The following is a 15,396-nucleotide window of genomic DNA, read 5'->3' as shown; positions in this document are numbered from 1 at the left end:
AGATATTAAAAAAAATTTTTGTCGCTGCATAGATTTCAATTATAAAATATTTTAACCAGAAGTCAAGCTTTTAGCAAGCACTTTAAACCTTTCTTTACAATGCGATCACTCACAAAAACTTAATTGCTTTCTTGCCAAAAAACGAAGTCAGAAATAGGCGTATTACTAGCACCTTTTTGATCTAAATCGTTGCTGAGTAATATCGAACGTTGAGTAAGCCGCAAGTTTTTCAATCGTCGCGCTACGCGGCTAGGAATACCGTAGTTATAGACAATATGTCCTTGTCCAACTAAAACCACAACTTGGTAGCCTGGATGAGTTTGAATGAACTTAGCAATTCCTTCCGCCATAGTTTCATCCCATAATACTTGTGCTTGAAAAAACCGCTCAAAATCGGGACTATTACCCTTAGCATCGGCTTGGTGTTGCTGAAAAATACCCAGCATTAGCTGACGATACTCAGGATTATCTGTACGAATTTCTGCAAGAGGAGGAATAAACTTACTTTGTGGGGTGAGACTATCTAAACCATTTTTGGCAACTAGGCGCGTAATCTCTGTGGGCGTATTTAAAGCTAAAACTGGCAACTTTTTGGCTTTGGCAAATTGAACAATTGGAGCGTAGTATTGCCAAGGATAACCCCAGCGCTGTTTATATTCGCTTTTTTCTAGCAATTCTTGCTCGTCAATCTTTCCTGCTAGATAATCATTTACAACACCTTGATAAGGACGCTGGAACATTTCTAAAGCGATCGCAAGCTTGCTATTTTTCTTCTGTAATTGCCCAATAATCTCTAGTTGCAGCCGATGATCTTCTGCGCTGTCGTGAGTTTCGCCTAAGTAAACAATTTTTGCTGGTGCTAATTGCGCTGTAAGTTGCGATCGCGTAATTATCCGCTTTTTGGAGCCTATACACTCTTTAAAATTGCCAATCGAACCCGCACCGCTTATAGCGGTAACTTGTGGTGGTAAGACTATTTGCGGACGACAATCATTTACTGCTTGCGTGTAAGCAGGTACAGCAACCAACCAAATGGCGATCGCCGAAATAGCAAATAATGGCAACAGAAACAGACGCTTAGTAAACAGTTTCATCCTCTTTGCGCCAAGCTGGATCGACAATGCAGATAAATACCAGCGCTTCGTCGCCGCAATTATAGATAAATTGCTTTGCATTGGGGGGAATGTACACCGCATCCCCCGCTACAACAATTTGAACTTCCGAATCGATGTGCATTTCTCCTTTACCACTGAGGATGTAGTAAACCTCCGATGTAGTTAAGGAATGAGGCTGGGAAGTTTTGCCTACAGGTAGCGTCGCATGAGCCAAACTGTAGCGCAAAGCAATCGCCTGTTTATCGGGGTGTAGCAACTCCCGCAACAAGGTATTGTCCCCAGCCACAAATTCATCGCAATCTAGAAGTTTTTGAATCAGCATTTGATAATTACAAGTTTAGTAGAGCATCGGATTCGTTTTTGGCTGATAATCCATGCAGGAAATCGCATCCTCGGTATTAGCGATTGAAGGCTGTACGGTGCATTTTAAACGGTAGTCATTAGTGAAAAACTGACAACCCGAGCAAGGAATTTGGTGCATTTTCTGCGTAGTAGTGGCACTATCTTGAATAGCATTCCACAAAGTCCAACAGAACAGAAAAGTTAAAGACCAAGCAGACAAAAAACAAATCGGCATTAGCATCGGCTGGACGAAATGGATTAAGACTTGCAGCAGTTGAAACACGGTATTTTTAGGTAGACTAACAACTCGTTATTAGCCATGTTAATGTATTTCATCAGTTAAGTTGATACATCCATGTACAGAAGATTTATTAGTCGGCTTAAGCCGACTTTAGCTATAAGCAAGTGGGTTTTAACCCTAGGCGAGTTAGGATGATTTTCAAACAAATCAATGGGGCATATCTAGATTTTTTGCAAGAAGATTAATCTGTCTGCACAAACTTAAACCCCTGCATGACCTAACGCGATCCCTGTAAGCAGCATTCCCAAAACTAAAAAAGGTTGAGCGCTGGCTTGATACTTGACATCGTTATTAAGAGGATCGGGAAGAAAATAAATCTTTTGGAAAACTATTTGCGGCACAATTAGCAATAAAACGATCGCACCATAAACGTTTTCATGCAGACTCAGCAAATAAGCGCCAATTCCGGCTTGAAATAAGTCAATCATGACAACACAAATCCAAGCTGCGGTATTGACTCCAAACATAACGGGGAGAGACTGCAAACCAAATTGGCGATCGCCCTCTACACTTTTGAAGTCATTAACTACGGCAATTCCCAACCCTGCCATACTGTAAATGAGCGTTAAAATCACAATTGTCCAATTGAGATCGCCAAATAAAGCATGACCCGTACACCAAGGTAAAGCAATATAACTTGCACCCAAAGCATAACCGCTCAACCAACCATTGCGCTTGAGTTTGAGAGGTGGCGCGCCGTAAATATATGCCAAAAATGAGCCGCCAAGAGCGAGGGCGGTAATGGTGGGAAATTGATGATCTGCCCATTTATCGAGGATAAAAGCGATCGCAATTCCCGATAATAACAACACCAAAATTTGGGTAATTACTTGCGGTGTCGTGATTGCACCAGAAGGAATCGGGCGATAGGGTTCGTTTATTGCGTCAATATCGCGATCGGAGTAATCGTTGACTGTTTGGGTATAACCAGTTAGTAAGGGACCTGCTAGCAACATACAAGTGGCTACTTTTAGCACGTTCTCTAGCGACCAAGTAAAGTTACCCGAAGACGCTGTACCGCATAGTACACCCCAAATTAACGGAATCCAGGTAATCGGCTTTGTTAACTGCAAGCGGATTTTCCAAATGGATGTTTCCCCGCTAGAAGCCCCTTTCATTCCTAACATTTGCCGAGTTTTGCCAGAGCGATCGCTCACTAACGGCGCATCGGTACTTGGTTGCACATCCACAGGTGTTTTAGTCTCAGGTTCGAGAAATTCTAATTGTTCTGAATTAGCTTCAGGAAACGATTGAGTTTGTTCAGACATAATTTTTTAAGTAGATTTATAGCCCATACTTGTTAGTGCAGGCAATTCCCTAATTTAATGGTAGTAGCGTAATTATTAGTTCGGGGCAGAAACTTAAGCTCTACCCCTATATTGCTCTAATTAAAACGAAATTATCAAGTAACCCTGCTGAAATTTTGCCCCAGTTACAGTTCTACCACTCAATCCGGGTGGTAAAAATATATTACGCCGTTGATCGCCAGCTTCGATCGTTACTTCAGGTCCTGATTGAGTAAGTTTTACTTGCTTTTTATCAAATCCCGGCAAAAATAGCCGCACTTGACGATTTGCGACATCAAACTCAATTGGCTTCGGAACCATTGGTGTTTGCGTAAAATCAGGCAAGGCATCAATTAACGGTTGCCAACTACCTACTGGGCTGCTAGGAATAGCGCTAATAGTCAAAGGATCGAATTCCTCGGTTGTCGGTGTACTATCCGTTTGGTTAAATAATACGCCGCCAACATTTAACCCAACTTGCTGGGCGCTACCCCACAAATAAGTAGCAGTTGCGATCGCCATTGGATTATCTGTCGTAACCAAATAAGCGATCAGGCGTTTGGGGTCAGCTAAAGCAGCTTTACCTTGTTCTAAAATATTTGTAGCTTGGCTCGTAGGCGCGGCGAAATTATCCCCCGTCCAACCCACATTAAACACCGTCGCAATCAAAGGTTGAAGAAAAGGCGAAACTGTTTTAACTAAGTCCGATTCGGTAATCAACTTACCAAAGCGACGGCTATACCAGCTAAGACTTTCGGGCATTCCCAACATTCGCAACGTTGTACTATCGCCACTGCCGTCATAAACGATCGTATCGTACTTGCCGCTAGCATCGTACTCACGCAGCGCGTTGAGTTCTAGGGCTTTATCCATTCCTGGCAATACTACCAATTCTTGCCCGTAAACATCTTTAATTACTGGTGTCCGCAGGTATTGGGCTTCTAGCTTTTTTACTTCTTCCCAGTTGCGTTCTAACAGCGCTGAGGCTTTAAACTGTACCGCGTCGAGGTTCGGAGCTATTTGCTGAACTTCAGACGTTACCGGGGTTTCTAGCAGCAATTCTAGAGCTATACCTGTATCTTGCAGCGCCAAAAGTACGCGCTTACCGTGGCTTGCTAATTTCTTCGCCGCAGCGATCGCAATTGTTGTGCGACCACTGCCGCCTTTACCCAAAAAGGTTAATATGAGTGACATTGCGGTTCTTTGTGGTTAAGTCTATCTAAAAGGGTAATTCTTCAACGGATAGTTGAGGCTACCCACTAAGAGATACCCTCAACTTTGTTATTACTACACCGCTCTTAATTCGTCTTCAAAAAACCAGGTAGCAAATTCGTCTTTAAACTGAACCACTACGCCTAAGTTCATACCGTCTAGAACTTTGAAGCCTTTAACAATCCCAACTTCTCCTAGGCGTTTTACAACCGTCGCTGGTACTCGATCTCGGAGACGGCAAACTTTTACTTGTTGTCCTATTTCCATGCCCACTTAAAATAATGTAATAAACCATTCCCCAGTGTAGCGGAATCCGCGTTCTTCTACTTAATCGCGAGCTATATCTGATTTAGCAGCCTCATATTGTATAATTTTCAAAACTAATAGATAAAGTAAAGCTCGTTAGGAATTATTCGTTAGCGATCACTATTATCGAAGGGAATATAAACAATCGATTGGCTTCATGCAAAAAAAATGAGGTGTGCGATCGAGAGAGTAAGGAAGTGAAACTTGTTATCAACTGTACGCTCTGTAGCGCGAAAAGCAGCTAAATTAAGGCGATTTCTGCCATTTGAAGAAAAATTCTGGGCGAAATACGATCTGCTGAGGACGCTAGTACGACGAGATTTAGAAGCGCGATATAAAGGCTCTGTCTTGGGTAATTTGTGGCCCCTATTAAATCAGTTATCGCAATTATTGATTTATACTTATGTATTCTCAATTGTGCTAAAGGTCAAGTTAAGTCTAAGAGGATTACCAGAAAATAATTTAACCTTTGGATTGTGGCTTTTTGCAGGTTTGCTCCCCTGGATTGCTTTTTCAAGTGGTTTAACTCAAGCAGCAAATTCAGTTGTTGGACAACCCAATTTAGTTAAGAAAGTAGTTTTTCCACTTGCTTTATTGCCATTAGTGACAATTTTTTCAGCGTTTATTGAAAGTTCTTTTGGTTTGATGGCGTTGATTTTATTAGTGGCAGTTACTACTCACACTCTACATCCAAGTTTGGCACTTCTGCCGTTGGTATGGATAACGCAATTGTTACTAACCGCTGGGTTAGGTTATTTGACGGCGGGACTTACCGTGTTTTTACGCGATATTCCCCAGACATTAAGTGTCGTTTTAAATCTTTGGTTATATTTAACTCCAATTGTTTATCCAGCTTCAGCAATTCCTGAAGCATGGCGAACTTGGATATTTTGGTTGAATCCAATGACAGCTATAGCAGAAGTTTACCGCGACCTAATATTAGTAGGAGAAGTTAAGCATTGGGGCGAATGGGGAGTAACTTTTTTAGTATCTGCGATCGTTTTCTGTGGCGGTTTTTGGGTATATAAAAAATTACGCCCAGCTTTTGCAGATGTATTGTAGTTGCTTATAATTAACGGCAGAGTAATGAATGAAATTGCAATTTCTCTAAAAGATGTCTCGAAATGTTACAGGCGCTATGACAGACCAACAGATAGACTTAGAGAAATTTTGTTGCCAGGTAAAAATCGCGCTCAAGAGTTTTGGGCATTGCGAGATATTAGCTTAGAAATACTCAAAGGAGATACTGTAGGTATCATCGGTCAAAATGGTTCTGGTAAAAGCACGCTATTACAAATTATTGCTGGAACTTTAACACCAACTAGTGGTGAAGTAACTGTTAATGGACGAGTTTCAGCATTATTAGAGCTTGGTAGCGGTTTTAATCCAGAATTTACTGGACGGCAAAATGTATTTTTTAACGGGCAAATATTAGGATTAAGCCAAGAAGAGATTGAAACTAAATTTGATGAAATTGCTGCTTTTGCTGAAATAGGAGAATTCATTGAGCAGCCAGTCAAAACTTACTCTAGCGGTATGGTAGTAAGGTTGGCATTTGCCGTTATTGCTAATACTGAACCAAGCGTTTTGATTGTAGATGAAGCTTTGGCTGTCGGAGATGCTAAATTTCAGGCACGTTGCATGAAGCGTATTCGCCGGATGAAAGAACAAGGCGTAACTATTTTATTTGTCTCTCATGATTCTTCCAGTGTCAAAATGTTATGTAAAACTGCGGTGCTAATAAATCGCGGAAGAATATTGGAGGTAGGGAACCCCAAAGAAGTTGTTAATCATTATATTGCTTTATTAAGTTCCGAGCGCCCTGAAATTACAGATGAAAAAATAAGAGCAGATGAAAATCAAGATGATTTCCTTGTCGATGAGGAATCAAAAAACTCTCTGCACAGACACGGAAATCAACTTGCTGTGATTAATAGCGTTAAAATTACAGACTCAAATAACAAAGAAATCAAAAATGTAGGAACAGGTTCGACTTTTCAGGTTATAGCTTGTTTAGAAGCAAAAGCAGAATTGTCAGATTTAGTTGTAGGAATTTCTATAAGAAACTTAATGGGTTTGGTAATTTATGGAACGAATACTTATTTAATGCAAGTCGAGCTACCAAAACTTAAATTGGGTCAACAATTAACTGTATATTTTCAAATTTCTTGCTATCTAAACAAGGGAGTTTATACCTTGACAACAGGTATTCACTCAGAAGAAGGTATCAGCTATGACTGGATAGATGAGCTAATTGTTTTTGAAGTAAATAATAGTATACTTTGTGAAGGAATAGTAGATTTACAATCTGCGATCAAAATTGGTGAATAAAAATGTTATGCAATAACTCAAGAAATATAAGTTAATTATGATTGAAGCTAATAATCCAGAAATTAATGTTAATGAATTAATGCAAAAGATCCGAGAGGAAGTGGCTAAACGCAACAATCAATCTCAGCCATCATTCTTTTCAAACTCCAAAACTGAACCATTAACAAAGAATTTGACGATTAATCATATTGATGCGTTGCTTAAAAATGCAGAAGCTAGAGCTTATATTCGTACTAAATGGCCCGATAAATTAAATCGATTTCCTTTTAATTTAAGCAAAGGAGTACAAAAACTAGCTTTAGAATTAATAAATTTTATGTTTAAGGATCAACGCGAAGTTAATCTAAATCTAATCAGTTCTTTAAAAGAATCTTTAACGCTCAATCGAGAGCTAACTACAGAAATAACAACTTTGCGATCGCAAATAGAAACTTTAGAAACCAAACTAGAAAAGAGTTTAGTTGATATAGATAGCCAAGTAGAAAGCGTTCGAGAGGAAAACGAACGTCTTAAGGTTATGGATAATCGCATCCAAGCGTTGGCTGAAAAGCTTAATATCATCGAGCCGCAAATAAGTGGTTGGACAACTGAGGTGCAAGAACACTGGGGAGTCCTAAAAAAACAAGTACAAGAAATAGACGATCGTCATATTAGAAACGACAGTTACCTCAAAAACGACCTAATTCAGCAAAAACGTTTGATTAATTTATTTATTGAACAGGCACAACAAAGATTGCCAGAACCGTTTAACTCGGAACAGTTACAAACTTTTGTTGAAGAAGGGAAACATTCACTCGATGCTTTTTATGTCGCATTTGAAGATCGGTTTCGAGGCAGCCGCGAAGGTATCCGCGCTAGATTAAAAGTGTACCTGCCCTCCCTTGAGGCAGCAAAGGTAGGTACAGCCGACTCTCCGATACTAGATGTGGGTTGTGGGCGTGGAGAGTGGCTGGAGTTACTAAGAGATTCGGGTTTTACAGCCAGAGGAATAGATATCAACAGAGTAATGCTAGAGCAATGTCACGCTCAAGGGCTTGAGGCGATCGAGTCAGATGTTATCGCTCATCTAAAATCTCTACCAGATTCTAGTCTAGGAGCCGTGACTGGTTTTCATATTATTGAACATTTGCCATTTTCTGATTTAATTAACCTAATTGATGAAACCTTCAGAGTCCTTAGCAAGGATGGTTTAGCAATATTTGAGTCACCGAACCCAGAAAACCTAATTGTTGGTGCGTGTAATTTTTACTCAGATCCTACTCATCGCAATCCACTATATCCGCTAACAATCCAGTTTTTATTTGAGCAAAGGGGATTTTTGGACGTACAATTATTGCGTCTTAGAGAACATAGACTTGAAGACCCACTGCAATTGATTGAATCAGACGATCCTATAGCGTCTAAACTGAATCCCTTAATTGAAATAGCCAAATTCAACTTCTATGCAGCCCCAGACTTTGCAGTGATTGCAAAAAAAGCTTAATGAGTGATATTCAAATTACCTTTGTAATTCCCTGGTACGGTTACTTTGCAGGGGGAGCAGAAGTAGCAGCGCGATCGCTAGCTGAACAATTAGTCAAAAGAGGATTTTTCGTTCAAGTTTTAACAACTTGTTGCCGCTCTCCTTTTGATAATTGGTGGCAAAATACTCTGCCGTCAGGTGTCGAGGACATCAACGGCATAATAGTGCGACGTTTTCCTGTCAACACTCAAGGCGAAGCGCTCTATCATGAAGCTAACTATCGACTTGTTTATGGGATGGAAATAGAGGAAAAACATCAGCGCCAATTTGTTGAAAATAGCATCAACAGTCAAGCACTAATCGATTATGCCTGCGCTCATACAGAAGGGCATCTGGTTATTGCTCTACCATATATTCAAGGTTTAACTTATTCCTTAGTTCAAGCTTTAGGTTACAAAGCAGGTATTATGCCTTGTCTACATGATGAGCGTCAACTTAAATGGATAACTACAGCAGAGATGTTTGCTCTCAGTCGGCAAATTTTCTTTTTGACCGAAGAAGAAAAAACTTTAGCAATTAAACATTTTGGGCGCTTACTCGGTCGCAACCTCGTAGAAAGCCAATCAATTGGGGTTGGAGTGGAATTGCCCGATAATATTAAAAATTTACTCGACTGGAATAATACAACGCAAACAAAAGATATTAGGCTTCAATATCAACTTCCAAAAAATTATTTTGTGTACGTTGGACGAAAAGATGTTGGCAAAAATATTGTAGCTTTAATCGATTACTTCAAAGAATATCGTGCTAACGAAAGCCAAAATAGCCTAGTCTTTTTAGGAGGTGGAGATCCTAATCTCGTACCAAAGGAAGATGGATTCATCGATTTAGGATTTTTGCCAGAAGAAGATAAATATGCGATCGTTGCCCAATCACAGGGATTAATTAACTTATCAAAAAATGAAAGCTTCTCTATAGTATTGATGGAAGCTTGGCTGTGCGAAATACCTGTTATCGTTCATCAAGAATGCCCAGTTACTACTAGACATTGTTTAGATAGCCAGGGAGGAATTCCTATTACCTCAAGTGAAGAGTTCCAAGCAGCTTTAAATATTTTAAAAAATAAAAATAGCAACAAAATATTAGCTAAACATGGCAATGATTACGTCCAGTCTAACTATTCTTGGGATTGTGTCATAGAGCGTTTTTTGAAAGGCGTGTATCAAAGATGAAATTTTTGATTGATGGGCAAACTTTATCTACACCAGAGATTAATCGTGGGATTGGCGTAGTTTTTCAGCGTGTTTTAGCAGAATTAGTCCTTAACGATATTAGTAAAGAGTGGTTTATTGCTATTCGCGATATTTCAGACTTGAGGTACTTAAGTTCAGAAGTACGAACTCGACTTGTACCTATTTTAGTTGGCGAAGCTTTGGCTCAAGATACTTATATTAAACAAACACAATCTTACAGTCAATTATTAAACAAAGTAGTAACTGAATTAGAAGTTGATGCTTACTGGATGCCCAATCCGTTAATGATGAATGTTGTTTTGCCAACAGACTTATGTAACGTTACTATCTTTGCAACTGTATATGATCTGATACCGCTATTAATGCCCAATCTCTATCTTGCTAAATGGTCAGAACCTATTAAAGTAGAGTACAAGCGGCGGATTGAAATACTTCCTATTTGGGCAGACAAATTAATATTTATTTCTGAAAGTGCTAAACGTGATTTTGAAAAAATAGAGCCTCGCGTCGCTAGTAAATCAGTAGCCATCCCTTTAGCAGTAGACCATACAAAATTCTGGTCATTACTCGCCCCTAAAAACAATTCTCAAGAGCCTTATATTTTATTTACTGGCGGTTTCGATCCCAGAAAAAATATGAATGCGGCTCTAGAAGCATTTGCATATCTAGTCAAAGACAAATCTCAAGAAGTTGCCAATCTTAAGTTTTATGTAATATGTGCCTGTGCTGATGAAGACAGACAAAACTATGAAAACTTAGCGGCTAAACTAGGCGTTTTAGATCGACTTGTACTCACAGGTTATGTAGACGAGGATAAACTAGTTTCTCTTTATCGTGGAGCTAGTGTCTTTTTCTTCCCCTCACGCTATGAAGGCTTCGGATTACCTGTATTAGAGGCTTTGGCTTGTGGATTACCCGTTGTTACTACAAAAGTTTCATCAATTCCAGAAATTGTAGGAGATTTAGCCTATTACTGTTCGTCCGACGATCCTAAAGATATGGCTACTGCTTTGAGAAAAGCGCTTGGCGATGGAATTAGCGGTCGTATCAGGCGACAAGAATATATCTCGCGCGCTAGAGAATTTACATGGGCTAAAACTGGTGCAAACTATTTTAGGGTATTTACTAATACGCTATGCAATGCGCATAATTCAAAACATCTAAATCGTTATAAAATTGCTTATGTATCGCCTTGGTTACCTCAGCGATCGGGTATAGCTAACTATAGCTATGAAATTGTTAGTTATCTCAAAGAGTATGTAGATATTACTCTTTATGTAGAAAGTTTTAAAGACTGTAGTCAGGATAGTTTTAACTTAGTAATTAAGAATCTTTCTGTATTACCGGAAGAAATAAAAAAATATGATTGTATTATTTACCACATCGGAAATAATATTAAATTCCATAAAGAAATTTATAAAATAGCATGGCAATATCCAGGTATTGTTGTACTTCACGAGTTTAATATTCATCCGTTTTTAGCAGAATCATTTTTAAATACCGAAAATGAATATTTATATGCAGATGCTTTAAAGAAGGGGTATCAAGAGCAAGGAGTAACAAGCTACAAAGATATAAAAGATAAAAGCATTCCTCCTGAAATATGGAAATTTCCTATGTCCCATGCTTTGGTAAAGCGAAGTCTTGCTATTATCGTTCATAGTCAGTGGGTAAAAAGTCAACTGCAAGAAAATAATAATGTTTTTGTTGTTCCTCATGGCTCTGTTGACAAGACATCGGTAAATGTAGATAGCGATTTAAGCGCGTTGAAAAAGCGATTTGGAATTTTAGATAATCATTTTTTAGTTTCTACTTTTGGTTTTGTTAATGTACTTAAACGCATACCTACTATTTTAGAAGCTATGAGTACGCTCATCGAGCGCGGCTACCCCATACAGTTTTTTATAGGTGGAGAGCTAATAGATTCATCACTAAAAATAGAAGAGAGAATTAAATCGTTAGGAATTGCAAACAATATCATCATCAGTGGTTATTTGAGCGATGAAGATTTCGAGCAGTGCATTAAAATGAGCGATATTGTTCTCAATCTCAGATACCCAAGCTTAGGAGAATCTTCTGGTGCATTAATGAAAGCATTGAGCTATGGTAAAGCTTGTATTGTGAGTAACTATCAACAATTTGCTGAATTATCAAATTCTGTCTGTTGGAAAGCAGACATAAATGATTTGGAAGTACCACAATTAATAGCTTATTTAGAAGAATTAATGCGTAATCCCGCAGCACGTAAGCAGCTAGGTAAAAATGCAGCTTTTTTTACCGCTAATTATTCTTCCTATGAAATGACAGCTAATTTATACGCCGAAATAATTAGCAGAATAATGCTAGATAATAAATTAAACAAACGAGAATCAGTAACTTTAAAGCTTCCCAAAGCAGTTGCTGTGAAGATTGAACAATTAAATTTTGAAATAATAGGCTCAAAATTTGATAAAAGCTTAATACAGCATATTAAAGTAAACAGTTCATACGAGCCACATTTACAAATATCTTTAATGAAATTTATATCCGATGGAGATGTATGCATAGACATAGGAGCAAATATAGGCGTACATAGTATATTAATGTCTAAGCTAGTAGGAGCATCTGGGCAAGTTTACTGCTATGAAGCATCTCCTAATAATCATTCTTATTTAAAGCAAAATCTCAAACTTAATAATTGTACCAATGTTAAGACAGAACAAGTGGGCTTGTGGGATGAACATACTGAACTAGAATTTTCCTATGTGGAGGAAGTTGCTGGATGTTCATTTTTTTCAACTACTGGAATTCGAGAGGGAGAAAAGCAAATTATTGCTTGTAAACCTCTTGATAGTCTGACATCAAATTATCCACCAAAGCAGCAAATATCAGCGATAAAAATTGATTGTGAAGGTGCTGAACTTCATGTATTAAGAGGTGCTATAAAAACAATTAAGAAGCATTTGCCAGTTATTTTTTTAGAAATCAATCCCGTTACTATCAAACGCTTTTTCTCAGCAAATTACCAAGAATTATACCAAATTATTAGTGATTTAGACTATTCAATGTATTGGCTTAAATTAGACAATAGTCTAAATAAATTGAAAGGGATTAACGATCTACAAGCAATATTCGACAATACAAACTTTCAATGGATAGATGTTGTTTGTCTTCCAAATAAGAGGAAGTTTGAATTGTAAAAAATAATGTTAAACCTAAAAATTAGTACGTTCAAAAGTAAATTTTTTGCTAGGCAATGCCAATATTTTAGCAATAAAAATAACTTTCGACTAAATTATATGATATAAAAAGCCTAAGAATTCACTTTATGCTAAAGTTTGTAGTTGATGCTACTCCAGTATCTCCAAAACCAAGTGGTGTTGGTTTGTATGTCAATAATCTAATTTCTTCCTTATTTCTACTACAAGAACAAGAAAAGTTTGAGTTAGGAGTTGTCTATCAACCAGGAATGAAAAAATGGTTGATGTGTGACTGGAGTGTTCCTGTGTCTCTTCAACAATATTCTCCAGTTCATCTGTTGCCAATTCCTGTAAGAATTTCTAATTTATTAATAGATAGTAATTTTCAACTATGTTTATCTTATTTTGAAAAATGCTTTGGATGTCCTAACTTACTTCATGGTACTAATTACACAGTGTATCCATGTAGAAAAAGTTTGAAAGTTATCAGTCTTTACGATCTAACTTTCATCAAATATCCTGACTATATTGATTCAGTAGTTCAAACTTATACAAATCGCGTTAAGCATTGTTTGCAATGGACCGATTTAGTTTTAACTATTTCAGAAAGCTCTAAAAAAGATATTGTCGAGTACTTAAATGTAGAACCAGAGAAAGTTTATGTTACGCCTCTAGCTAGTCGCTATGTTAACGATCGCTTAGATTGTGAATTAGGCGAACAACTAAAACAAGAAGTTAATTATAATTTCTCCCATCCTTATCTACTTTTTGTCAGCACTTTAGAGCCAAGAAAAAATATTACTACTCTAATTGCTGCCTTTAACTACTTAAAACAGAAGTATGAAATTAGTCATAATCTAGTTTTAATTGGTCAAAAAGGTTGGAAGTACGAACCAATATTTCAGGCGATCGCATCTTCCCCTTACCAAGACTTCATTCACCATTTAGACTACTTATCCGATGAATTAGTCGCCTTATTTTACTCAAAAGCCGACGTTTTTGTTTACCCTTCCTATTACGAAGGCTTTGGCTTACCCGTACTAGAAGCAATGACGTTAGGCGCTCCTGTAGTAACTTCTAACACCTCATCTTTACCTGAAGTTGCTGGAGATGCTGCCATTTTGGTCGATCCTAACGATGTTATCAGTTTAGCTGAAGCGATTTTGAATGTAATTAGCGATCGCAAGTTGCGTAACGAGCTAATTATTAAAGGCAAAGAGCGAGCAAAATTGTATTCTTGGGAAAGGACGGCTAAAGAAACTTTGAAAGCTTATCGGTCTTTGGTAGGCTAAAACTTGAGGAGAACTATTAAGTTATAGTTCTCCTCAAGTTTTATATTTGGTAGTGATTACTGTTGGCGGCGATTGTAATTTGAGCTTCTACCGTAAGAACTACGGGCTAAAATATTGAGATCGGCGCGAATATCCTGCCACTGCTGTCTTAAATTTTCGTTATTATTTCTGTTGTTATTTCTATGAATATTGCGACCTCTACCTCTGCTAAGAAGATTATCTATTTTAGCAGCGCGACTGAGGACTTCTCGAACATCTTCCCTAGAGAGAGTATCGTTGCGGGAATAGCGATCGCGCAGGCGTTTGGTAGAATTTCTAAAATCTTTGAGGTAATCGTTAATTTTATCTTCTCGGTTGGAGTCATTCAAACGACTGTTATCTAGAGAGCGATCGACACTTTTTTAAAAATCACGAGTATTTGCCTCTAGTCGATTTAACAAATTTCTTACTTCAGATTCCGCGCAAGCGATTTAAGCGGGTTTGCGCTAACAAGGTTGTTGCGCTTGTAGTTAAGTAATCACCTTTACTTACAGAGGCTTCATGAGCTTCGGCTGTTGCCATAAATTGCACTGCACCACAGAAAGCCAAAGAAACTAAGAGTGCTTTTATTTTTAAGTAGGGTTTCATAGCTAATTACACAATGTATCTAACTAATTTGGATGATTTGTTTATACAATTAGTTCCCCTTTTCACCAAAAAGTTATCTAAATAAATTTGCTATTAATTTATTTTCTCCACTGCCATAAAGCATAATTATTTGACTGATAATTGTAATGTTCAAATATATAACTAAGAGTTTTTCAATGAGTCGGGGACAAATTGGTGTGACATTGTGGTTTACAGGCTTAAGTGGTGCAGGTAAAACTACAATTAGTCAAGCAGTAGAAAAAGAACTGCGATCGCGCCGAGTTATAAAGTTGAAACTTTGGATGGAGACGTAGTACGCCAAAACTTGACTAAAGGCTTAGAACTTAGTCGAGAAGACGACAATGAAAATATCTGGCGCATTGGGTTTGTTGCCAACTTATTGCCTAGCAATCAGGTAATTGTTTTAGCTTACAGAGAAATTCGCAATGAAATCCGCCAGTGCATCGGCAACTTTATTGAGGTGTATGTTAATGCCCCTTTGGAAGTATGCGAACAAAGAGATGTCAAAGGGTTATATACAAAAGCTCGTTCAGGAATAACTAATACCAATTCTTTATGAAGCTGCGCTAAATAAAGCTTCAAGGATGAAATTGTAAGAAGTGAGAGAAGCAATCGTCTCAGGAGTGATGGCAAGGAGTGCATCAGTTAACTTCTGCTGTAGTTGTGGGA

At 38.1% G+C, this 15,396-nt stretch carries 14 protein-coding genes and 1 pseudogene; 7 read left to right on the top strand and 8 right to left on the bottom strand.

What is annotated here, in order from left to right:
• Positions 1–119 precede the first annotated feature (119 nt).
• From AC2VE5_RS09955 to petP, 6 genes are all read right to left on the bottom strand, one after another.
• Positions 120–1,094, bottom strand: coding sequence for a ChaN family lipoprotein (locus tag AC2VE5_RS09955; RefSeq protein ID WP_486887597.1), 975 nt, complete (start codon positions 1,092–1,094; stop codon positions 120–122).
• Positions 1,078–1,437, bottom strand: a complete 360-nt coding sequence (locus AC2VE5_RS09950; protein WP_486887596.1) for a cupin domain-containing protein — start codon at positions 1,435–1,437, stop codon at positions 1,078–1,080. The genes AC2VE5_RS09955 and AC2VE5_RS09950 overlap by 17 nt, the downstream gene beginning before the upstream one ends.
• Positions 1,438–1,452: 15 nt before the next feature.
• Entirely contained in the window at positions 1,453–1,740 is a 288-nt protein-coding gene (locus AC2VE5_RS09945) for a hypothetical protein (protein ID WP_486887595.1), read from the bottom strand.
• Between the two features lie 218 nt (positions 1,741–1,958).
• Positions 1,959–3,026 (bottom strand): chlorophyll synthase ChlG, encoded by a 1,068-nt coding sequence (chlG, locus tag AC2VE5_RS09940; protein WP_486887594.1) that lies wholly within the window; start codon positions 3,024–3,026, stop codon positions 1,959–1,961.
• Between the two features lie 120 nt (positions 3,027–3,146).
• A complete protein-coding gene (locus AC2VE5_RS09935; RefSeq protein ID WP_486887593.1) occupies positions 3,147–4,238 on the bottom strand; it encodes a Get3/ArsA fold putative tail anchor-mediating ATPase NosAFP in 1,092 nt (363 codons plus the stop codon).
• 93 nt (positions 4,239–4,331) lie between these two features.
• Positions 4,332–4,523 carry a cytochrome b6f subunit PetP gene (gene petP, locus AC2VE5_RS09930; protein ID WP_486887592.1) on the bottom strand — a complete coding sequence of 64 codons (192 nt, stop codon included), beginning with the start codon at positions 4,521–4,523 and terminating at the stop codon, positions 4,332–4,334.
• A gap of 243 nt (positions 4,524–4,766) precedes the next feature.
• On the opposite strand from petP, the gene AC2VE5_RS09925 reads away from it, so the two are divergent.
• The 6 genes from AC2VE5_RS09925 (at position 4,767) to AC2VE5_RS09900 (ending at position 14,079) form a co-directional block, all read left to right on the top strand.
• Positions 4,767–5,624, top strand: a complete 858-nt coding sequence (locus AC2VE5_RS09925) for an ABC transporter permease (protein ID WP_486887591.1) — start codon at positions 4,767–4,769, stop codon at positions 5,622–5,624.
• Between the two features lie 24 nt (positions 5,625–5,648).
• Entirely contained in the window at positions 5,649–6,893 is a 1,245-nt protein-coding gene (locus AC2VE5_RS09920) for an ABC transporter ATP-binding protein (RefSeq protein WP_486887590.1), read from the top strand.
• A 37-nt stretch (positions 6,894–6,930) separates the two neighbouring features.
• Positions 6,931–8,376 (top strand): class I SAM-dependent methyltransferase, encoded by a 1,446-nt coding sequence (locus AC2VE5_RS09915; protein ID WP_486887589.1) that lies wholly within the window; start codon positions 6,931–6,933, stop codon positions 8,374–8,376.
• A complete protein-coding gene (locus AC2VE5_RS09910) occupies positions 8,376–9,587 on the top strand; it encodes a glycosyltransferase family 4 protein (RefSeq protein WP_486887588.1) in 1,212 nt (403 codons plus the stop codon). The genes AC2VE5_RS09915 and AC2VE5_RS09910 overlap by 1 nt, the downstream gene beginning before the upstream one ends.
• On the top strand, positions 9,584–12,787 hold the full coding sequence (locus AC2VE5_RS09905; protein WP_486887587.1) for an FkbM family methyltransferase: 3,204 nt from the start codon (positions 9,584–9,586) through the stop codon (positions 12,785–12,787). The genes AC2VE5_RS09910 and AC2VE5_RS09905 overlap by 4 nt, the downstream gene beginning before the upstream one ends.
• Before the next feature lie 128 nt (positions 12,788–12,915).
• Positions 12,916–14,079, top strand: a complete 1,164-nt coding sequence (locus AC2VE5_RS09900) for a glycosyltransferase family 4 protein (protein ID WP_486887586.1) — start codon at positions 12,916–12,918, stop codon at positions 14,077–14,079.
• A 56-nt stretch (positions 14,080–14,135) separates the two neighbouring features.
• Here the strand turns inward: AC2VE5_RS09900 and AC2VE5_RS09895 are convergent, their stop codons facing one another.
• Together AC2VE5_RS09895 and AC2VE5_RS09890 are read right to left on the bottom strand one after the other, a co-directional pair.
• A complete protein-coding gene (locus tag AC2VE5_RS09895; protein ID WP_486887585.1) occupies positions 14,136–14,447 on the bottom strand; it encodes a hypothetical protein in 312 nt (103 codons plus the stop codon).
• A gap of 82 nt (positions 14,448–14,529) precedes the next feature.
• The gene (locus AC2VE5_RS09890; RefSeq protein WP_486887584.1) at positions 14,530–14,706 is read right to left on the bottom strand and encodes a hypothetical protein; all 177 of its coding nucleotides are present in this window, start codon (positions 14,704–14,706) and stop codon (positions 14,530–14,532) included.
• A 176-nt stretch (positions 14,707–14,882) separates the two neighbouring features.
• Here AC2VE5_RS09890 and cysC point away from each other — a divergent pair.
• A pseudogene (gene cysC / locus AC2VE5_RS09885) lies at positions 14,883–15,262 on the top strand (adenylyl-sulfate kinase); the annotation flags it as partial.
• Positions 15,263–15,396: the final 134 nt, after the last annotated feature.

It is taken from the genome of Aliterella sp. E5.1 (assembly GCF_057473825.1).
This window is presented reverse-complemented; position numbering and strand designations above follow the sequence as displayed.

Excerpts from the sequence above, each read along its gene's own strand:
- AC2VE5_RS09955 (WP_486887597.1), bottom strand. The coding sequence starts at position 1,094 with ATGAAACTGTTTACTAAGCGTCTGTTTCTGTTGCCATTATTTGCTATT.
- AC2VE5_RS09950 (WP_486887596.1), bottom strand. The coding sequence starts at position 1,437 with ATGCTGATTCAAAAACTTCTAGATTGCGATGAATTTGTGGCTGGGGAC.
- chlG (WP_486887594.1), bottom strand. The coding sequence starts at position 3,026 with ATGTCTGAACAAACTCAATCGTTTCCTGAAGCTAATTCAGAACAATTA.
- AC2VE5_RS09935 (WP_486887593.1), bottom strand. The coding sequence starts at position 4,238 with ATGTCACTCATATTAACCTTTTTGGGTAAAGGCGGCAGTGGTCGCACA.
- petP (WP_486887592.1), bottom strand. The coding sequence starts at position 4,523 with ATGGAAATAGGACAACAAGTAAAAGTTTGCCGTCTCCGAGATCGAGTA.
- AC2VE5_RS09920 (WP_486887590.1), top strand. The coding sequence starts at position 5,649 with ATGAATGAAATTGCAATTTCTCTAAAAGATGTCTCGAAATGTTACAGG.
- AC2VE5_RS09915 (WP_486887589.1), top strand. The coding sequence starts at position 6,931 with ATGATTGAAGCTAATAATCCAGAAATTAATGTTAATGAATTAATGCAA.
- AC2VE5_RS09910 (WP_486887588.1), top strand. The coding sequence starts at position 8,376 with ATGAGTGATATTCAAATTACCTTTGTAATTCCCTGGTACGGTTACTTT.
- AC2VE5_RS09905 (WP_486887587.1), top strand. The coding sequence starts at position 9,584 with ATGAAATTTTTGATTGATGGGCAAACTTTATCTACACCAGAGATTAAT.
- AC2VE5_RS09900 (WP_486887586.1), top strand. The coding sequence starts at position 12,916 with ATGCTAAAGTTTGTAGTTGATGCTACTCCAGTATCTCCAAAACCAAGT.
- AC2VE5_RS09890 (WP_486887584.1), bottom strand. The coding sequence starts at position 14,706 with ATGAAACCCTACTTAAAAATAAAAGCACTCTTAGTTTCTTTGGCTTTC.